This is a genomic window from Microvirga sp. ACRRW (genome assembly GCF_022346925.1).
Lineage (GTDB): Bacteria > Pseudomonadota > Alphaproteobacteria > Rhizobiales > Beijerinckiaceae > Microvirga.
Genome location: NZ_JAKRNJ010000004.1, coordinates 495,356 through 512,761, shown reverse-complemented (window position 1 = coordinate 512,761; position 17,406 = coordinate 495,356). Strand labels below are relative to the sequence as shown.

The 17,406-nt window shown below is 63.1% G+C and carries 18 protein-coding genes; 8 read left to right on the top strand and 10 right to left on the bottom strand.

Translation table 11 applies throughout. The features are described from left to right. Positions 1–67 precede the first annotated feature (67 nt). The 5 genes from MHY87_RS12570 to MHY87_RS12550 all read right to left on the bottom strand — a co-directional run bounded on the left by MHY87_RS12570 (position 68) and on the right by MHY87_RS12550 (position 5,621). Entirely contained in the window at positions 68–1,426 is a 1,359-nt protein-coding gene (locus tag MHY87_RS12570; RefSeq protein ID WP_239352185.1) for an acetoin dehydrogenase dihydrolipoyllysine-residue acetyltransferase subunit, read from the bottom strand. A 1-nt stretch (position 1,427) separates the two neighbouring features. After that, on the bottom strand, positions 1,428–2,426 hold the full coding sequence (locus tag MHY87_RS12565) for an alpha-ketoacid dehydrogenase subunit beta (RefSeq protein ID WP_239352183.1): 999 nt from the start codon (positions 2,424–2,426) through the stop codon (positions 1,428–1,430). 7 nt (positions 2,427–2,433) lie between these two features. Beyond that, entirely contained in the window at positions 2,434–3,462 is a 1,029-nt protein-coding gene (locus MHY87_RS12560) for a thiamine pyrophosphate-dependent dehydrogenase E1 component subunit alpha (RefSeq protein WP_239352182.1), read from the bottom strand. A gap of 55 nt (positions 3,463–3,517) precedes the next feature. Then, positions 3,518–4,846, bottom strand: coding sequence for an NAD(P)H-dependent oxidoreductase (locus MHY87_RS12555; RefSeq protein ID WP_239352180.1), 1,329 nt, complete (start codon positions 4,844–4,846; stop codon positions 3,518–3,520). A 154-nt stretch (positions 4,847–5,000) separates the two neighbouring features. Beyond that, positions 5,001–5,621, bottom strand: a complete 621-nt coding sequence (locus MHY87_RS12550; protein ID WP_239352178.1) for a hypothetical protein — start codon at positions 5,619–5,621, stop codon at positions 5,001–5,003. A gap of 218 nt (positions 5,622–5,839) precedes the next feature. Here MHY87_RS12550 and MHY87_RS12545 point away from each other — a divergent pair, with 218 nt between their 5' ends. From MHY87_RS12545 to ptsP, 5 genes are all read left to right on the top strand, one after another. Further along, a complete protein-coding gene (locus MHY87_RS12545) occupies positions 5,840–6,259 on the top strand; it encodes a transcriptional regulator GutM (RefSeq protein ID WP_239352176.1) in 420 nt (139 codons plus the stop codon). 62 nt (positions 6,260–6,321) lie between these two features. After that, the gene (locus MHY87_RS12540) at positions 6,322–7,119 is read left to right on the top strand and encodes a PTS glucitol/sorbitol transporter subunit IIC (RefSeq protein ID WP_239352174.1); all 798 of its coding nucleotides are present in this window, start codon (positions 6,322–6,324) and stop codon (positions 7,117–7,119) included. Positions 7,120–7,138: 19 nt separating this feature from the next. Continuing rightward, positions 7,139–8,158, top strand: a complete 1,020-nt coding sequence (locus MHY87_RS12535; RefSeq protein ID WP_239352172.1) for a PTS glucitol/sorbitol transporter subunit IIB — start codon at positions 7,139–7,141, stop codon at positions 8,156–8,158. Between the two features lie 15 nt (positions 8,159–8,173). Next, positions 8,174–8,560 carry a PTS glucitol/sorbitol transporter subunit IIA gene (locus MHY87_RS12530; RefSeq protein ID WP_239352170.1) on the top strand — a complete coding sequence of 129 codons (387 nt, stop codon included), beginning with the start codon at positions 8,174–8,176 and terminating at the stop codon, positions 8,558–8,560. Positions 8,561–8,630: 70 nt separating this feature from the next. Further along, positions 8,631–10,592 carry a phosphoenolpyruvate--protein phosphotransferase gene (gene ptsP / locus MHY87_RS12525; protein ID WP_239352168.1) on the top strand — a complete coding sequence of 654 codons (1,962 nt, stop codon included), beginning with the start codon at positions 8,631–8,633 and terminating at the stop codon, positions 10,590–10,592. Here ptsP and MHY87_RS12520 read toward each other — a convergent pair. From MHY87_RS12520 to MHY87_RS12510, 3 genes are read right to left on the bottom strand one after another with little or no spacing between them, the layout of a single operon-like run. Then, positions 10,589–11,422 (bottom strand): hypothetical protein, encoded by an 834-nt coding sequence (locus MHY87_RS12520; RefSeq protein WP_239352166.1) that lies wholly within the window; start codon positions 11,420–11,422, stop codon positions 10,589–10,591. The two genes, ptsP and MHY87_RS12520, sit on opposite strands and share 4 nt — an antisense overlap. 53 nt (positions 11,423–11,475) lie before the next feature. Beyond that, positions 11,476–12,132 carry an HAD family phosphatase gene (locus tag MHY87_RS12515; protein ID WP_239352164.1) on the bottom strand — a complete coding sequence of 219 codons (657 nt, stop codon included), beginning with the start codon at positions 12,130–12,132 and terminating at the stop codon, positions 11,476–11,478. 36 nt (positions 12,133–12,168) lie between these two features. After that, positions 12,169–13,191 (bottom strand): sugar-binding transcriptional regulator, encoded by a 1,023-nt coding sequence (locus tag MHY87_RS12510; RefSeq protein ID WP_239352162.1) that lies wholly within the window; start codon positions 13,189–13,191, stop codon positions 12,169–12,171. Between the two features lie 175 nt (positions 13,192–13,366). On the opposite strand from MHY87_RS12510, the gene MHY87_RS12505 reads away from it, so the two are divergent. The 3 genes from MHY87_RS12505 to MHY87_RS12495 are packed head-to-tail and all read left to right on the top strand — an operon-like array spanning position 13,367 to position 15,566. Then, positions 13,367–14,791 (top strand): PTS galactitol transporter subunit IIC, encoded by a 1,425-nt coding sequence (locus MHY87_RS12505; protein ID WP_239352160.1) that lies wholly within the window; start codon positions 13,367–13,369, stop codon positions 14,789–14,791. A gap of 8 nt (positions 14,792–14,799) precedes the next feature. Beyond that, positions 14,800–15,261: a PTS sugar transporter subunit IIA gene (locus MHY87_RS12500; RefSeq protein ID WP_239352159.1), complete on the top strand. Its 462-nt coding sequence runs from the start codon at positions 14,800–14,802 to the stop codon at positions 15,259–15,261. A gap of 17 nt (positions 15,262–15,278) precedes the next feature. Then, positions 15,279–15,566, top strand: coding sequence for a PTS sugar transporter subunit IIB (locus tag MHY87_RS12495; RefSeq protein WP_239352158.1), 288 nt, complete (start codon positions 15,279–15,281; stop codon positions 15,564–15,566). Positions 15,567–15,618: 52 nt separating this feature from the next. Here the strand turns inward: MHY87_RS12495 and MHY87_RS12490 are convergent, their stop codons facing one another. Beyond that, positions 15,619–15,825 (bottom strand): hypothetical protein, encoded by a 207-nt coding sequence (locus MHY87_RS12490; protein WP_239352157.1) that lies wholly within the window; start codon positions 15,823–15,825, stop codon positions 15,619–15,621. A gap of 132 nt (positions 15,826–15,957) precedes the next feature. Further along, positions 15,958–17,376 carry a M20 family metallopeptidase gene (locus MHY87_RS12485; RefSeq protein WP_239352156.1) on the bottom strand — a complete coding sequence of 473 codons (1,419 nt, stop codon included), beginning with the start codon at positions 17,374–17,376 and terminating at the stop codon, positions 15,958–15,960. Positions 17,377–17,406: the final 30 nt, after the last annotated feature.

The window sequence follows — 17,406 nt, the reverse complement described above, 5'->3', positions numbered from 1 at the left end:
TGCAAACGCACAAAAAGAAATGCCCGGCTCGTGCCGGGCATTTTGCTTTGTTCGGTTGCTTGGCCGCTTATCCGAGCCGTGCGAGTTCCGCCGCCAGACGTCCGATGGCCTGCCGCTGCTCGATCTGGGGCATGTGGCCGGTGGCCGGGAACAGGTGAACGGCGACATTGCCCGGCAGGCCCGCTGCGTGGCGAGCCGGAATGATCCGGTCCTCCGTGCCGTAGACCACCTTCACCGGCCAGTCGAAGTTCTCGAGCAGGTGACGGATGCTGAAGGATTGCGTGCCGTCCGGGAACAGGCTGCCCGCGATCTGCTCCTGCGACTGCGTCAGCTCGTTCGTGCGGGCGCGCAGCGTCGCGCTGACGAATGATGCGCCAAGGGCGCGTTCGTCGAAGGCGAGTTCGCGCACCCACGGAGCAAGGCTCGCCTCGCTCGTGGCGCGCAGAAAGCCGGAGATGAAGGCGCCGTTCATGTCGGGGCCGAGACCTGCGGGTGACAGCAGCATCAAAGAGCGGATGTCGAGCTGCGACTGCGCCGCAACGGTTGCTGCGACCGCCGAGCCGAGGGAATGCCCGATCAGATGCAGGCTCTCGACACCTTCGCTGAGGAGCGTGTCGATGATGGAGGCAGCCAGATCGTCGAGGGTGCTCTCACCGGAAAGCGGCGAGCGTCCGTGCCCCGGCAGATCGATGCCGAGGATCGAGCGGTCCGCAGGCATGGAGGACAGAAGAGGACGCCAGCTGTTCAGGTCCGAGCCGAAGCCGTGGATCAGAACGATGGGCGTGCCCGATCCCTGGCGCAGCCAGACGCGGTTCAGCGCACTCGTTTCACGCGCAGCGGAAGTTGCCGCCGGTACACGGCACGCAGAACGCGCGGCAGGGCGCGCCTCAGTGGCTGCGCCCTGACTGCTCACATGCTCCAGCACGTCGCTGTGCTGAATCCGTCCGCGCGGACCGGAGCCGCGCAGCTGGCTGAGCTCGATTCCCTGCTCGCGCGCGAAGCGGCGGGCAAGCGGCGTCGCGCGAACGCCATGCGAGTCTGCGGTGACAGGCTCACGCGTGGTCACTGCCGGAGCGGGGGAGGCCGGCTCGGCAGGCGCATCGGCTGCGGTCGGAATGTCGATAGGTGCTCCGGGTGCGGCCTGAACCGGCCCGCCAGCAACTTTCGCGGGGCCTGCATAGGCCTCGTTCTCGCCGTAGATCATGGCGACGATGCTGCCGACCGGCACTTCCTGGCCTTCCTCGCCCGTCACGTCCCGGAGAATGCCGGAAACAGGAGCCTCGATTTCCATTGCGGCCTTGTCGGTTTCGATCTCGAAGATCACCTGGCCCTTCTCGACCTTGGCGTTCTCCTTCACGAACCACTTGGAGACTTTGCCGGTCGCCATATCCATGTCGACGCGCGGCAGGATCACCTCAGTCGGCATGTCAGGCCTCCTTGCGAACGAGCTTGCGCGCGGCAGCGACGATATCGGGAACCTGCGGCACGGCGGCCTTTTCGAGCTCCGGATTGTAGGGAAGCGGCGATTCCGCGCCCCCTAAGCGCATCACCGGCGCATCGAGATAATCGAAGGCGTCGCTCTCGACGATGGCCGCGCTGATCTCAGCGCCGATGCCGAGCGTCTTCACGCCCTCGTAGACGCAGAGAAGCCGCGAGGTCTTCTTCACGCTCTCGATGATGGCGGGCGTATCCATCGGACGCAGCGAGCGCAGGTCGATCACCTCGACGTCGATGCCTTCCTCCGCGAGTTGTGCCGCGGCATCGAGCGATTTGTGCACCATGATCGCGGTGGCGACGATGGTGAGATCGCGGCCATGGCGGCGCGTCTCGGCCTTGCCGATGGGAACCGTGTAATAGCCTTCCGGCACCGGACCCTTCATCTTGTAGAGAAGCTTGTGCTCGAAGATCATCACCGGGTCGGGATCGGCGACGGCTGCGAGCAACATGCCCTTGGCATCGTGCGGCGTCGAAGGCTGAAGCACCTTCAGGCCGGGCACATGCGCGAGCCAGGCTTCCAGGCTCTGGCTGTGCTGGGCCGCGGCACCCGTGCCGGAGCCTGCGGGAAAGCGCATCACGAGCGGCACCGAGACGTTGCCGCCGAGCATGTAGCGCATCTTCGCGGCCTGGTTCACGATCTGCTCCATGGCGAGCGTCGCAAAATCCGAGAACTGGAACTCGAAGATCGGGCGCATGCCGGTGACGGCAGCACCAACCGCGACGCCTGCGCCGCCGAGTTCGGAAATCGGAGTGTCCATCACCCGGTCCTCGCCGAAGCGATGGACCAGGTCGCCGGTCACCTGAAACGCGCCGCCATAGACGCCGATATCCTCGCCCATGAGAAAGACGCGCTCGTCCTGCTCCATGGCGATGGCCATCGCTTCCTGAATGGCTTGGGCATAGCTGAGTTCACGCACATTCGCATCCATGGCAGGCTCAATCCGTGTAGACATAGCGGGTGACGTCGGTAGGCGCAGGCGAGGGGCTGGCCTTCGCGAATTCGAGACCTTCTGCGATTTCGGCTTCCACCTCGGCGCGGATCTTCTCGATCTCGTCGGGCGTGATGAGGCCGAGATCCGTGAGTTCCTTCTCGAAGATCCCGATGGGATCGCGCGCCTGCCAGGACTCGATCTCTTCCTTCGTGCGATAGCGGTTGCGGTCCGAGCGCGAATGGCCGCGAATGCGGTAGGTCTTGCTCTCGATCAGCGTCGGACCTTCGCCACGGCGGGCGCGGTCGCAGGCCTCGAAGGAGGCTGCGGCAACGGCGCTGAAATTGTTGCCGTCGACGATGACGCCCGGCATCGCATAGGCGCCCGCGCGGTCGGCGATGTTCGCCACGGCAGTCGAACGCTTCGTGGAGGTCGACATGCCGTAGCCGTTGTTCTCGCACACGAAGATCACAGGCAGCTTCCAGACGGCCGCCATGTTGAGCGCCTCGTGGAACGCGCCTTCGTTGTTCGCGCCGTCACCGAAGAACGAGATGACGACCGAATCCTTGCCCTGCTTCTTCATGGAGAGTGCAGCGCCGACCGCAATCGGAATGCCGCCGCCCACGATGCCGTTGGCGCCGAGATTGCCCTTGCTCACATCGGCGATGTGCATGGAGCCGCCGCGACCGCGGCAATAGCCGTCTTCCTTGCCGAAGAACTCGGCGAGCATCTTCTTCACCTCGGCGCCTTTGCCGATGCAATGGCCGTGGCCACGATGGGTGGAGGTGATGTAGTCGGCATCCGACAATGGCATGCACATGCCCACCGCGCTCGCTTCCTGGCCAATGGACAGGTGCATCGTGCCGTGGATCAGGCCGCGCATGTAGGATTCTTCCGCGCTCTCCTCGAAGCGGCGGATGAGGTGCATCTTGCGCAGAGCCTCGCGCAGATCATCCGTGGACAGGCGCCGGTACACATCCGGCAGGTTGGCGGCATGTACTGAGGCCGCCGCCTTGTTGGTCGTGGGTTGAGCCATGACTGTTCTCTCGGCAGGTGGGGGTGAGGGCGACGCCAAGGCCGCCCGTTCAATCTCAGGCAGCGGACACGAAGCGCGCATCAGCCTCGTCGAGGCGGCGGCGGATCTGCGTGACGATGAAGGACTCATCCGGCTGGCAGTTGTCGTAGGTGAGGCGCTCGCCCGCCTTGATGGGCTTCACCACCTTCGCGCGCTCCGACAGGCCGAGCGGTAGAGCCTTCTCGCTACGCGCCTCATTCCAGGTCATGGCGAAGCCGCGATAATCCGTCTCGCCGATTTTGCCGAGAGTCTCGCCCGGCTGCAGGTCGCGCTTGGCGACGGAAACGCATTCGGCCACCGGATGATCGAGCGGCTGCATGTCGGGCTTGCCAAAGGCAACGGCGCGGGCAGCCGAGAGCGGCGTCTCGAGGCTCGTGAGGTGATAGGGGCGGACGATGGAGAAGCACGGGCCGGGGCCGACCTTCAGGTCGATCATGCGCTCCAGAACGCGCGGATGCTTCGGCTTCACGATGCAGAACACGCCAGGTGCCACACCTTTGCCGATGGAGTAATCCACGACGCCCGAACGGCTGAGAATGCCGCCGTCTTCCTTGGTGCACAGAACCTGCGCCAGCTCTTCGCGCGTGGCCTTCGGGCCATGCATACCGGGAACGTCCGGCACGAGGCCCGTGGCGTTGGCGACGGCCACCATCTCGACCATGGTCTTGGTGCCGTCCACGAACTCGACCAGCATGCGCGCATTCATGTTGCGCTCGCGGGCTTCCTGCTCGTACTCGGCGGGCACCGCATCGAACTTGAGCGGATTGTTTTTGCCTTTGCCTGCGGCCACGATCTCGAAGCCGAGGCTCTGGGCGAAGCTGACGATCTCCAGCGTGCAGGCAGGCTCGTCACCGGCGGCGCCCGTATAAACGACGCCAGCCTTGCGGGCCTCTTCCTTGAGGAAACGTCCGACGGTGATGTCGGCTTCCACGTTCAGCATCACGACATGCTTGCCGTTCTTCATCGCCTCGAGGGCGAACAGCGTGCCGATATTCGGGTTGCCCGTAGCGTCGATCACCACGTCGATGCGGCCTGCGGCGCATAGAGCGTTGAGGTCATCGGTAATGGCGAGCTTGTTCGCCTCGATGGCGCGGTCGATGTCGGAGGAGCTCGACGCGTTCACGATGTCATCGGCGGCATGGCCTGCCAGAAGAGCAGCATCGCGCGCAGCCTGGGTGCGGACCTCGGAGATGGCACCGATGCGCACGCCCGGCATGAGAGCGACCTCGACGACGATGTCGGTTCCCATCTGGCCCGCGCCGGCCAGGCCGATGGTGATCGGACCGAATTTCTCCACCCGCGCCGCGAGTTCGGCCGCCAAGCCCAGCTGTGTGACCCGTGTCATCGATCCTGCCCTTCTTTCCTGAAATGATGCCAAACTACGTAATGAACTTTTGTATGCCGGTCAAACAATATGTACATTGGTCTCATGGCGAGCCGACACTCCGAAAAAGGAGTGCGAGTAACGGTTTGCCCGCCTGCCGAAGGGCCCATTCGCACTATTGCAACGCGAGCTGAGGCTCGCTTCCGAGGGCGTGGCGCAGCGAGGCTGCCTCCAGCTGCGGCCAGTTCGGCTCCTGCCCGGCAAAGAGATCGAAAAAGCCGATGGCAGCGGAGGGATCGTCTTGGGTGTTCTCGCGGAACGACCACCATGTCCTGATGTCCGTCGCGACCGGGGCGAGGGTCACGGAGGTCTTGAAATCCTGTTGCAGGATCGCGTCCAGAAGGCTGGCGCAGTAGCTGGTGAGGAGAAAGCCCTCGGGCCAGAACTCCGCAATCGCTCGGGTTTCAACCGGTAGCGAGGCATCTACAGCCCGGTGGGCCTCCTTTACGGATGTGACGGGCGCAGTCCTGATCAATTCTGCCAGGAGGAGACCGCAGGTGAAAAGGCAGGAATCCGGACTGTTGTGAACCCTGTACGGCTTATTCTGATCGGCCTTTTCGGCCCAGTTGAGGAAAGCTAGGGTGCTGCAGCTCTCGTTGATGTTCGCGACCATGTTCATATGGCGGGCGACGAGGTCGATGCCCCGGTTGAAGCTGCTGCGGAACCGGTGAAGGCTACGGATCTGATGCCGCAGATCCGGGATACGGGCGAGTTCCTTACTTAACGTCAGATCCATCGCAGCACTCCCAGGCAAGGGCAGGCCGGGCTCCCTGGCAAGGCCCTTTCAAAGGGGGCTCTCCTCACCGGTTTCAACACTCATTAGAATGTACACATTGACACTTGAGATAGCAAATGTTCTCTTCGCAAGAAGAATGGACAAAATCGGCCTCCCAGACCGATGATGGATTTTAGGAAACGCGTACTTCGCTTGCATGTTCAAGCTGGAGGTGGGTGATGGCTCTTTGGCAGATCGGATTGCTTCTGCTTGGCCTGGTATGGCTGCTCCAGGCCGTCGGGACCTGGATCCAGATGCGGCATTATCGGGAGGTCATGGGCTCCATCGAACGCCGCTGGACCGATGGCTACATGGGCGTCGGCAATGCCCGAGCGAGCCTTGGCCGCGGCATCATCCTCATCCTGGTAGTCGCGCCCAATGACACGATCCGCGACCTCTTCACCATGGAAGGGCGCAGCGTCTTTGCCAAGTTCAAGCGCCTTGACCAGTTCGAGGGCCGCACCATCGCCAGCCTCCTCGCTGACGAGACATTCACCGGCATGCGCGGGCGCAAGCAGGCCCTGGAGCAGGCCGCCCAGCAGATCGAGAATGCAAAAGTCCGAAAGCGTGAAGCTGCGCTGCAGGATCAGCCGGCCTGAAGCCTGCTGAATCATAAAGAGGAATAAGGGGCCGCTTGTGCCCTTTGTCTGAGGGAGGAACCATGACGATCTTCAGCACGATGGCTCAGCACATCGATGTTGTCAGTGACAGTCTTCACTACGCATCGCTCAGTGCAAGCCACGCCGTCCACGGCCTTGGAATGGCCGCAGGCGACGGCGCACATGCAGGCCAGATGGCAGGGCAGGCGTCCAACGACCTGATCATCCTGGCGCAGAACGCGGCTCCCGCCGCTCCCGGCACCGGCGCCGATTTCGCGAGCCGCGTGAAAAACGTCGCTCAGGAGGAGCAGCTTGGCTGGCTCTCCACCATCGGTCGCCACTTCATCGGCGTCTTCCAGCAGGGCGGCCAGGTCTTTACCGGTTTCGTGACCGGCATCATCCCGACCCTGATCGTTCTGATGACGGCATTCTATGCGGTCACGGAAATCGTCGGCGAGCAGCGGGTGCACGGATTGGCCCGCGCCGCCGGCCGCATCGCGCTGACGCGCTACACGGTGCTGCCTGTCATGGCGATGTTCTTCCTCACCAACCCGATGGCCTACACCTTCGGCACCTTCCTTGAAGAAAAGCACAAGCCGGCCTTCTACGACTCGGCAGTGTCCTTCTGCCATCCCATCACGGGCCTGTTCCCCCATGCCAATGCGGGCGAATATTTCGTGTGGGGCGGCGTTCTGGTGGCCTTGCAGCAGCTTGAAGCCGCCGGAAAGCTACCGGCCGGATGGCACATCAATCTCGCCGTCTGGTACTTCATCGTCGGCGTCGTCGTGATCTTCATCAGAGGCGTCGTGACGGAAAAGATCACGCAGATCATGGCTCGCCGCGAAGGCGTGAAGCTCTAAGCGGCGATGGGAGGGTGCCATGGAAAAAAAGTTTAAAGCAGTTCGTATCGATCGCGGCTCAAGCGGCTGGGGCGGTCCCCTGGTCATCAAGCCGACGGCGCAGAAGGACAAGATCGTCGCCGTGACCGGCGGCGGCATTCCCCCGCTGGCGCAGAAGCTCGCGGACATGACGGGTGCCACCGTCGTCGACGGTTTCCGCGCTCCGCCCGTCGAGGGCGAAATCGCGGCCGTCGTGATCGATTGCGGCGGAACTGCCCGCTGCGGCGTCTATCCGCGCAAGCGCATTCCGACGATCAACCTGACGCCTGTCGGGCAATCGGGACCGCTCGCCCAGTTCATCACCGAAGACATCTACGTGTCGGGCGTGAAAGAGGCGAGCCTGTCCTATGCGGATGAATCCGACATTCCGACTCCTGCCGCGGCAGGAGCGTCGGATCTGTCGCCGTCCGTCGGTGCCGCCGCCAATGAGGCCCGCGAGGATCTCGCGCATACCCCGGCATCGACCGGCGGCTTCATCGGCATCGTGACCAGCGTCGGCCGCGTCATGGGCCGGGCGGTTGCGATCTTCTTCAATGCCGGACGCCGGACGATCGATCAGGTCATCCGCAACGTGCTGCCGTTCATGGCCTTCGTGACCATGCTGATCGGCTTCATCCTCTATACGGGGATCGGCGATCTGCTGGCGCAGCCCATGGGACCTCTCGCCAACAACATCGTCGGCCTCATCGTTCTCGCGGCCATCTGCGGCCTGCCGTTCCTCTCGCCCGTGCTCGGGCCGGGCGCGGTCATTGCGCAGGTGATCGGCGTGGCGATCATCGGTCCGCAGATCGCGAACGGAACCATTGCACCCGCAATGGCTCTTCCGGCGTTGTTTGCCTACAACGCGCAGGTCGGCTGCGACTTCGTTCCCGTCGGTCTCGCCCTTGGCGAAGCCAAGCCGAAGACCATCGAGATCGGCGTTCCCGCCGTTCTGCTGAGCCGCCAGATCACCGGACCTCTCGCGGTCCTGATCGCCTATGGAGCGAGCTTCTTCCTCTAACCAAACAAGAGATCCATGACCGTTTTCTACCAGACCAAGATCACCGATGTCGGCTCCGAGGTTTCCGAACTCATCGAAGGCGGCATCCTGATCCTCTACGCGGTGGGTGCACCGCCGGAGCTTGCTGAAGTTTCGGTGCTGCACGATGTGCAGGCCGGGCCGACGGCGGATGTTCCGCCGGTCGGAGCAGTGCTTCGCATCGGCAACGTATCCGCCAAGCTGACGGCTGTTGGGGAACTGGCATGGAAGAAGGTTGCGGATATCGGCCACGTCGTCATCAATTTCGACGGGGCCGATACCGCCGGACGCCCGGGGGAGCTTTGCGCATCCCCGGTCGATTCCGCCACTCTGCTCGGCGCTCTCGTGTCAGGCGCCGAGATCGTGATTGAGACGGCCGCTTAAAGCAGATCGTTATTCGTTGAACTTTTTGTGCGGCGACATGCTCGCCGCCCTTTTTCTTTGGAGATGAGCCATGCAGGTTGAACGCACCGTCTGCGTGAGAGTTCGCGATGGGCTGCATGCGCGCCCTGCGACCCAGTTCGTCAAGCTTGCGAAAAGCTTCCAATCCGACATCGAGCTCGTCCGCGACGAGCAGGGCGTCAGCGCGAAAAGCTCCGTGAAACTCATGCTTCTCGGCGTGAAGGAAAACGACGAGCTCGTCATTCGCGCCAATGGCGAGGATGCGACCGTCGCCATGGATGCGCTCGCCCGTTTCCTCGAGACGCCCGATGCGGGCCTGGATGTCGGCGGATCGAATGAAGCGAAATCTCCCGAAGCGCCTGTCAAGCCCGCGCTTCAGCAGCAGTCTGTCGCAGCGCCGGGTGACCCCAAGGGCATTCCGGCAAGCGAAGGCGCTGCTCTCGGTATGGTTCATCCCTTCTTCCATGAGAATCTGGTCGCCGACCGGCGTCAGGTTCCTGTGGACCAGATCGAGAATGAGGTTTTGCGCTACGAGGCCGCTGTCGCCCAGACGGTTGCAGCTCTTCTCGAAGGGCGCGAGCGCGTGGGCCTGAAGCCCGACGATCTTCAGATCATCGACGCCCTGGTCGATGTCGCCCACGATGCCGAACTCGTCGATCAGGTGAAGGGCCGCATCAAGAACGGCGAGGACGCCGTTCATGCGACGACGATGGCGGGCGAGGATCTCGCCCGCAGCTTCGAGGCCATGAGCGATGCCTATATCCGTGCTCGGGCGGAGGACATCAGAGGTGTTACGCGCAACATCGCCCTGACGCTGCTCGGCCGCAAGGACGCGACCCTCGCCGATGTTCCGGACGGTGCGATCATCGTCGCGGAAGAAATCAGCGCCTGGGATTTCGCGAAGGCTCCCATCGCCCGCATCGGCGGCATTCTCTGCACGACAGGCTCGTCCACATCGCATGTGGCCATCATGGCCAGAACCCACGGCCTTCCGGCGGTGTTGGGATATAACGGCTCCGTGGAGGCGCTTCGCGCGGCGAAGAGTGTGGCCATCGATGGCGGCACGGGCGAAGTGGTGCTCGATCCGTCCGAGAATGTGACGGCAGCCTATCGCGAACGCATCCGTAAAGAGACCGAGGCGCGCGCGCAGCTTGCAGCTTACGCTCATGTAGAGCCGAAAACCCGCGACGGCCAATTGATCGAGGTCGCCGCCAATCTGGGCTCGCTCAGCGAGGTCGATGCGGCCCTGAAAGCCGGCGCCATGGGTGTCGGCCTGTTCCGCACCGAGCTGCTCTTCATGGAGCGCAAGGTTCTGCCGTCAGAAGACGAGCAGACGGCGATCTACACCGAACTTGCCCGCGCCTTCGCGCCGCGCCCGGTGATCGTGCGCACGCTCGATGTGGGCGGCGACAAGCCCGTGGCGGGTATTGAGTTTCCGGAAGAGGAAAATCCGTTTCTCGGTTGGCGCGGCGTTCGCATGTGCCTCGATCAGCCGGAAATCTTCCGCCCGCAATTGAAGGCGCTTCTGCGCGCGGCAATCGTCGGCAACATCAAGGTGATGGTGCCGATGATCGCCGACATCTCGGAGCTGCGCGCCGTCAAGGCGCTCGTGGAGGATTGCAGGAGCGAGCTTCGCTCACAGAACGTCCCCTTCGGCGAGATTGACCTCGGCATCATGATGGAAACGCCCGCGGCCGCGCTGACGGCCGACGAGCTGGCGACGGAGGCGGATTTCTTCTCCATCGGCACCAACGATCTCACGCAATACGTGATGGCGGCGGACCGTCTCAATCCGCGCCTCGTCAAGCTCAACCGCGCGGATCATCCCGCCGTGCTCAAAGCCGTGGACCTGATCTGTCAGGCCGCCAAGAAGGCTGGAATCTGGGTGGGCGTCTGCGGCGAGGCGGCGGCGCGGGAGGATCTCATTCCCGAATTCATCCGCATGGGCGTGACGGAACTGAGCATGAGCCCGGCCTCCATCGCGCGCGCCAAGAAGCGCATCATCGAGCTTTAAGGCAGATAGGGCAGAACCCTCGCAAACTCTCCCGTCAGCGACTGGACGGGAGAGGGCGCATCCATGGCGGCATTGAAGTCACAGAAGCGGGCCTGCACCACAAGTCCGCCGCTTTCCAAAATCTCCGACGTCTTCATGGTGACGGCTGCGGGGCGCTTGGAGGCGATGGCGAGTGCAAGGCCGATGACAAGCGCGCAGAAGCGGTTCGGCGATTCCATCATCGCTTGCGAAGGCGTGTCCGCCATCTGCACAATATCGAAGCGACGGATCGGACGCGCCATCTCGATCTCGCAGGCGAGAGCCGCGCAAAGCTCGACCTGGCGCTCGAAATCTTTTGCGTCCGTCACTTTGCTCCGGTCCGCCTCCGCAATCTCCGCGATCAGCGCAGCGTGGCGGCTCTGCAGGTTCTGCCTCACGGATTCGATGGCATGCTCCGAGACATAGACATTCTCGACGGGCAGGCCTCGTAAGAGGTGGCGAACATAGCGATAGATGATCGTAACGAAGTCCGACGGGCCCCTGGCGTAATTGTTGAGCGACGTATCGCTCAATAGAAACGAAATCGGCTTGACGGGCCCGGACAGGACGCGAAGCTCTCCCGGTTCCTGCAGCGCAATCCTGGCGGCCTTCTCCAGCGATCCGAACACGGCATCCGAGAATTGCAGGGCAGGCTTGTCGGGCAGAAGCTGCAGGGGAAGTGAGCGGGGACCGAACTCGGCTCCGATGGCGCCCAACGTCCGGTCGATCAGGCCCGCCTCGTGCCTGACCGTGTAGCGGATCTTCCGAAGCGTATCCCTTGCTCGAAGGAAGGTGATGCTTGGCCGTCGCATGCTGGTTTCCGAAAAGGCGCTTTCGTGAGGCTTAACGGTAAGGGATCAACGCGTCACAGGCCGATAAGTTTGCCGATGGCATTCCAATCCGTCTCCACATGATGGGCGCCAGCCTCGAGCAGCACCTCCGCATGAGGCTCCTGCACATGGCTGCCGCCGATATAGCCGATGGCCGTCATGCCCGCCGCACGCGCGCCCTGGATGCCGAAAGGCGAATCTTCGATCACGACGCAGTTCTTCGGGTTTACGCCCATCTGCTTGGCGGCATGCAGGAACAGGTCCGGCGCGGGCTTGCCGCGCGCCACTTCCTGCGAGCTGAAGAAGTCGTCACCGAAGAACGGCAGCAAGCCCGTGACTTCGAGGCTGAGACGGATGCGCACCTTGTCGGAGGAGGAGGCGACGCAATGGCGATAGGGCAGGCGGTCGAGAAAGGCCGGGACGCCCGGCGTGGGCTTCAGCTTCTCGACGAACAGGGCGCGGGTCGCGGGCCAGATCTCGTCCGCCGTCTCAGGAGAGATCGTCGAGCCGGTCTGGGCTGCGATGCGCGCAAGAATGTCGTCGCGCTTCATGCCGACACAGGCGGCGACCATGTCGGGCGTGGCTGCAACGCCCTTGGCCTGAAGCACGGAGCACATGGCCTCGCTTGCAAGAATCTCGCTGTCCACCAGCACGCCGTCGCAATCGAAAATGACAAGTTCAGGAAGAGACATGAAGGTCTTTCAGGTCCTTGGAAATGAAATAGAGATTTAAGGGTTCGGAACCCCGACCGCCTGGAGCATCGAGGAGGCCGTGACTTCGTCGGTGATAAACACTGTCGGCTTCACCATGCGAATGCCGCCAATGATCGCATCGACCTTATTGGGGCCGCCCGAGGTGAGGATGCGGTTGGGGGCTGCGGAGAGGCTCTCGACGGGGATCGCCATGACGCGCTCGTTGGTGGGGTGATCCACGAGGCGCCCGTCGAGGCCGTAGAAATAATACAGGAGGTCGCCGACAGCGCCTTCCTTGATGAGCGAAAGCCGATCCTGCTCGGAGAAATAGCCGAAGCGATAGGCGGTCGCATCCGCCGTCATGCCACCGACGCTGAGCAGCACGGTATCGAGGGAACGCGCTACGTCGAAGATTTCGGATAGACCGCAGCGTTCGATGAGCGTGCGCTTGGTCTCGATGCTGTCGACGAGGGCTGGCGCGGGCAAAAGGAAGCATTCCGATTGCAGGAGCCGCGAGAACTGCCACGCGAACTCGGTGGGGTTGTATTGCTTCGCCTTCACGATGCCGCCGAGAAGCGACACGACGGAGATGTCGGGGATCTGACGGTCGCTGATGAAATGAAGCGCCTGATGCAGGGTCTTGCCCCAGCCGACGCCGATCTTCATACCCGGCTGCAGGAACTCGGAAACGAACTGGCCCGTCGCGGCGGCAATCGGCCCGGTCGGGTCGGCCTCGCGGGAGGAGAGTGGGGCGACCACGGCCTCACCGATGCCGAAGGCCCGCTCGAGCGCCATTTCGAGCGCCGTCAGCTCGGAAACGTTGCGGCTCAGGGAAATGCGGACTTCGTGCCGGTCGCGCGCATCCGATAAAAGACGCACGACGGTCACGCGGCCGATGCCCAGCGCATCCGCGATGGCGCTCTGGGTCATCTCCTCCACATGGTACATCCACGCAGCGCGAAGTCTGAGACGATCAGAGCGGCGCCCGATGGAAATCGGCGCATCGGCTTCTGCGGATGTGGCCGCTGCGTTCTTCTTTCGCGTCTTGTTCTGAGTCATGGAAGGTTTCTAGCTTAGGCTTCTCAACCATACAATAACAGGGATCTTTCCAGAACATATTGCACCCCCAATAAACAAATGATCTAATTCCTTTTGCCTCGCCAATGGTCGGGCGGGACATGTCGGGCGCTGGCCGAAAGAATGCCAGGCGACGAATTCATTGGGAGGGAAGACCATGGATAGTATTCTGACCGCCTTTAAAGGCGTCGTCGACACGCTCGGCGCAACGGTTCTGCTGCCGATCATCATTTTCGTCATCGCGCTCGTGCTGGGCGCCAAGCCGGGCCGGGCCTTCCGGGCGGGCCTGACCATCGGCATCGCCTTCATCGGTATCAATCTGGTGCTGGGGCTGATGCTCACCACGCTGGGCGACGCGGCTCAGGCCATCGTCAAGAATACGGGCATCCAGCGTGACATCGTGGATGTGGGCTGGCCTTCGGCTGCAGCCATCGCCTTCGGCTCTTCGGTCGGATTGTGGGTGATTCCCATCGGTATCCTGGTCAACGTCGCCCTGCTTCTCGCAGGCCTCACGAGAACGCTGAACGTGGACGTGTGGAATTTCTGGCACTTCGCCTTCGTCGGCTCGCTCGTCGTCGCCGCCACCGGCAGCCTCGGCTACGGCCTGATGGCGGCAGGATTGATGGCGGCGCTGGCGCTGGTCTTCGCCGATTGGACCGCCAAGGGCGTGCAGCGTTTCTACGGCGTTCCCGGAGTGTCCGTGCCGCACTTGGCCTCCGCGCAGATCGTGCCGATCGCGATTGGCCTGAACTGGCTCATGGACCGCATCCCCGGCATCAATCGCATCCAGCTCGATACCGACACCGTGCAGAAGCGCCTCGGCGTCTTCGGCGAGCCTATCGTGCTCGGCCTCGTCATCGGTCTCGTTCTCGGTTTCGCCGCTTATTACAATGCAGGCGATGCGGGCACCGTGATCTCCAAGGCGCTCAAGACCGGCATCAGCCTCGCGGCCGTCATGCTGCTTCTGCCGCGCATGGTGAAGATCCTCATGGAAGGCCTCATTCCCGTCTCGGAAGCCGCCCGCGACTTCGTGCAGAAGCGCGCCGGCGACCGTGAGATCAATGTGGGCCTCGACTCCGCGATCCTGATCGGTCACCCGGCAGCCATCGCGAGCTCCCTGGTGCTCGTGCCGGTGGCAATCCTGCTCTCGATCATCCTGCCCGGAAACCGGATCATCCTGTTCGCGGATCTGGCGGTCATTCCGTTCATCGTGGCCATGGCTGCCCCGATTGTGAACGGCAACGTCTTCCGCATGATCGTGATCGGCACGGTGACGCTGATCGTCGGCTTCTATGTGGGCATGGCGCTCTCGCCTCTCATGACCTCGACCGCCCAGACCGCCGGCTTCCAGATGCCCGCCAACGCCACGCTGATCACCAGCGTCGTCGACGGCTTCCTCTACATCCCCTATCTCGTGATCAGCACGATCGGGGCTCTGGGGCTGCTGGGTGTCGGAATCGTTCTCGTCGTCGTCCTCGCATTCCTCTTCGGGTTCCGCGCCGCGCCGCAGGCCTGGGAGCGCGCAGCCGGTGCCGAGCCTGAAGAGGCGGTCGTTCAGACCCGCGCGATGCCTGCGGAGTAAAGCAACAGATGGCAGTGGACTTTCGGTCGATCCTGTCCCCCCAGGCTATGTGCCTGGGGGTATCGGCTCAATCCTCGGATGAGGTGATCGCGCTTCTGGGCGAACGCCTCATCGCGATGGGCAAGGTCAAGGCGAATTACGTCGAAGCTCTGATCGAGCGGGAACGGACCATGCCGACGGGCCTGCCCCTCGGGGAGATCAACGTGGCGGTTCCGCATTCCGATCCCGTGCACGTGATTGCCCCTGCCATCGCTCTTGCGACGCTGGCGGAGCCCGTGACCTTCGCGAGCATGGACGATCCGGACGAGAAATTGCCGGTTCAAATCGTGGTGGCCCTTGCCTTGAACGACAAGGACGCGCAGATCGAGATGCTTCAAGCCGTGGCGGGCTTCATCCAGAATCCGGGTGCGCTGTCGGCGCTGGTCTCCGCCCGGACGCCGGAAGAAGCCTTCGCCGCTTTCCCCTCCTGAACAACGAGAGTGCCCAAATGGCCCAGCAGAAAGTCGTCCTGGTCGCATGCGGAACAGCGGTTGCCACATCGACCGTCGTCGCGCTCGCCATCGAAGAAGCCATGACTGAGCGCGGCATTCCCGTCACGATCCGCCAGTGCAAGGCCACGGAAGTGCGCAGCATGGTGGCTGACGTGGACGTGGTGGTCGCCACCACGCCGGTCCCCGACGATCTCGGAAAGCCGACCTTCAAGGGCCTGCCGTTCCTGACCGGCATCGGCAAAGCCCAGGTGCTGGACGATATCGAGAAGGCCCTGCGCGGGTAGCCCTAACGGCGAAAATAGGCGCGCCTACTGATGAAAGTATTCCGCTCTTTCGTCACCGCTCGCTTGCCTTCATCGACTGGCGCTCCGCCATGTCGATCTTCTCGATCAAGATCGTCAAATGGCGAGGATAATCCGTTTCGAGGCTGTCCTCGTAGATGCGCTTGAGAAAGTGCCCTACCATTGCGGCCGTATGGCTTGGCGGCAGCTCAAGCGTATTGGGGAGCCGCAGCCCCGACATCTGCCGATCTTCAGCCATCATGACCAGGCTCCGCTTGCCCGGCATTTCCCTTGCTCATTCATAAGCCAACCCGTCCAGCCGGATCGGGTTTCACCGCAATCCGCCAACGGAAGCCGAGTGCAGCCCTAACTACCTGGGGTCCGGTCGCCATTCCTAATTGCGCGACATGTCCAGCGGAGGCTCGACACCCTCGCGGAGCGGGCTCACATACGGAGTTTCCCGCGTTCTATCCGCAAGATCGGCCTTGGCGGCTGCCATCAGGGACGGATCGGTGATCGCAGCCATGCCGGTTGCGGCCATGGCCTTGGCAACGTGCACCATGGCCTTGTGCGCGGCAGGCATCTTGCCTTGCGCGACGACCTGCCATGTGTGGAACGGTGTGCCGATCGCGACCGTGGGCGCATGGGCCTGGACGGTGGGAACAACCCAGCTCACGTCGCCGATATCGGTCGAGCCGATCATGGGATTGCGCGGCGAGTCGAGGGGCGTCAGAAAATCGGCGAGAGGCGCATCAGTCTTCGGCTGACCGATGGCCCGGTAGACGGATGCGATCTCCTGTTCCGACAGCGTTGCGCGGATCTTCTTCGCGAAGTCACGGTCGGCGTCGTCGAAGGCTGGAGCCCCCAGCTCCTCCATGGCGTTGTGCAAGGCGTGTTCCAGGGGTGTATTGCCGAGCGTGTTCGAGACGGCGCTGACGATGCGCATCTCGACGCTGGTTTCCGTCATGAGAGCGGCCCCCTGCGCGATCTTGTGCACGCGTTCGACGAGGTCGAGCATACCCTGCAGGTCCATGGCGCGGATCGAATAGCGTACCCTGGCATGTGCCTGCACCACGTTCGGAGCGATGCCGCCCGTATCGAGGAGCGCATAGTGCACGCGTGCATCGGAGGGCATGTGCTCGCGCATGTAGTTCACGCCCACATTCATCAGCTCGACGGCATCGAGCGCGCTGCGTCCCAGATGCGGAGCTGCGGCGGCGTGGGCCGCGCGGCCCGTAAAGGCAAAGTCGGCGCGCGTGTTGGCGAGCGACAGTGCCGGTGCAACCTCCCAAAAGCTGTAAGGATGCCAAGAGATTGCGATGTCGGCATCATCGAAGGCGCCGGCGCGCACCATGAAGGCCTTGGCTGCGCCGCCTTCCTCGGCAGGACAACCGTAATAGCGCACACGGCCCGGAATGCCTTTTTCGGCAAGCCAGTTCTTTAAGGCGATGGCGGCGAGCATCGCGCCTGAACCGAGAAGGTTATGGCCGCAGCCATGACCATGGCCGCCGGCCTCGATGGGACGGTGTTCCGCGATGCCGGATTCCTGGCTGAGGCCGGGGAGAGCGTCGTACTCGCCCAGGAAAGCGATGACCGGGCCGCCTTCGCCGGCCTCGCCGATGACGGAGGTTGGTATGCCCGCGATCCCTTCGGTGACGCGAAAGCCCTGATGGCGCAGTTCCGCAGCATGTTCGGCCGCCGAGCGCACTTCGGTATAGCAGACCTCGGGCATTCCCCAGACGCGATCGCTCAAGGCAATGAGGCGGTCCTTTGCAGCATCCACATGCTGCCAGATCTCATGTCGAACGTTCATGTCTTGCTCCGAGATCAAATGTGAGTGGTT

What these genes read in the sequence shown, in the direction of transcription:
- MHY87_RS12530 (WP_239352170.1), top strand. Translation starts at nt 8,174, where the DNA reads ATGACCGTTTTCTACCAGACCAAGATCACCGATGTCGGCTCCGAGGTT.
- MHY87_RS12505 (WP_239352160.1), top strand. Translation starts at nt 13,367, where the DNA reads ATGGATAGTATTCTGACCGCCTTTAAAGGCGTCGTCGACACGCTCGGC.
- MHY87_RS12510 (WP_239352162.1), bottom strand. Translation starts at nt 13,191, where the DNA reads ATGACTCAGAACAAGACGCGAAAGAAGAACGCAGCGGCCACATCCGCA.
- MHY87_RS12555 (WP_239352180.1), bottom strand. Translation starts at nt 4,846, where the DNA reads ATGACACGGGTCACACAGCTGGGCTTGGCGGCCGAACTCGCGGCGCGG.
- MHY87_RS12570 (WP_239352185.1), bottom strand. Translation starts at nt 1,426, where the DNA reads ATGCCGACTGAGGTGATCCTGCCGCGCGTCGACATGGATATGGCGACC.
- MHY87_RS12520 (WP_239352166.1), bottom strand. Translation starts at nt 11,422, where the DNA reads ATGCGACGGCCAAGCATCACCTTCCTTCGAGCAAGGGATACGCTTCGG.
- MHY87_RS12535 (WP_239352172.1), top strand. Translation starts at nt 7,139, where the DNA reads ATGGAAAAAAAGTTTAAAGCAGTTCGTATCGATCGCGGCTCAAGCGGC.
- MHY87_RS12495 (WP_239352158.1), top strand. Translation starts at nt 15,279, where the DNA reads ATGGCCCAGCAGAAAGTCGTCCTGGTCGCATGCGGAACAGCGGTTGCC.
- MHY87_RS12490 (WP_239352157.1), bottom strand. Translation starts at nt 15,825, where the DNA reads ATGATGGCTGAAGATCGGCAGATGTCGGGGCTGCGGCTCCCCAATACG.
- MHY87_RS12500 (WP_239352159.1), top strand. Translation starts at nt 14,800, where the DNA reads ATGGCAGTGGACTTTCGGTCGATCCTGTCCCCCCAGGCTATGTGCCTG.
- MHY87_RS12485 (WP_239352156.1), bottom strand. Translation starts at nt 17,376, where the DNA reads ATGAACGTTCGACATGAGATCTGGCAGCATGTGGATGCTGCAAAGGAC.
- MHY87_RS12540 (WP_239352174.1), top strand. Translation starts at nt 6,322, where the DNA reads ATGACGATCTTCAGCACGATGGCTCAGCACATCGATGTTGTCAGTGAC.
- MHY87_RS12560 (WP_239352182.1), bottom strand. Translation starts at nt 3,462, where the DNA reads ATGGCTCAACCCACGACCAACAAGGCGGCGGCCTCAGTACATGCCGCC.
- MHY87_RS12565 (WP_239352183.1), bottom strand. Translation starts at nt 2,426, where the DNA reads ATGGATGCGAATGTGCGTGAACTCAGCTATGCCCAAGCCATTCAGGAA.
- ptsP (WP_239352168.1), top strand. Translation starts at nt 8,631, where the DNA reads ATGCAGGTTGAACGCACCGTCTGCGTGAGAGTTCGCGATGGGCTGCAT.
- MHY87_RS12515 (WP_239352164.1), bottom strand. Translation starts at nt 12,132, where the DNA reads ATGTCTCTTCCTGAACTTGTCATTTTCGATTGCGACGGCGTGCTGGTG.
- MHY87_RS12545 (WP_239352176.1), top strand. Translation starts at nt 5,840, where the DNA reads ATGGCTCTTTGGCAGATCGGATTGCTTCTGCTTGGCCTGGTATGGCTG.
- MHY87_RS12550 (WP_239352178.1), bottom strand. Translation starts at nt 5,621, where the DNA reads ATGGATCTGACGTTAAGTAAGGAACTCGCCCGTATCCCGGATCTGCGG.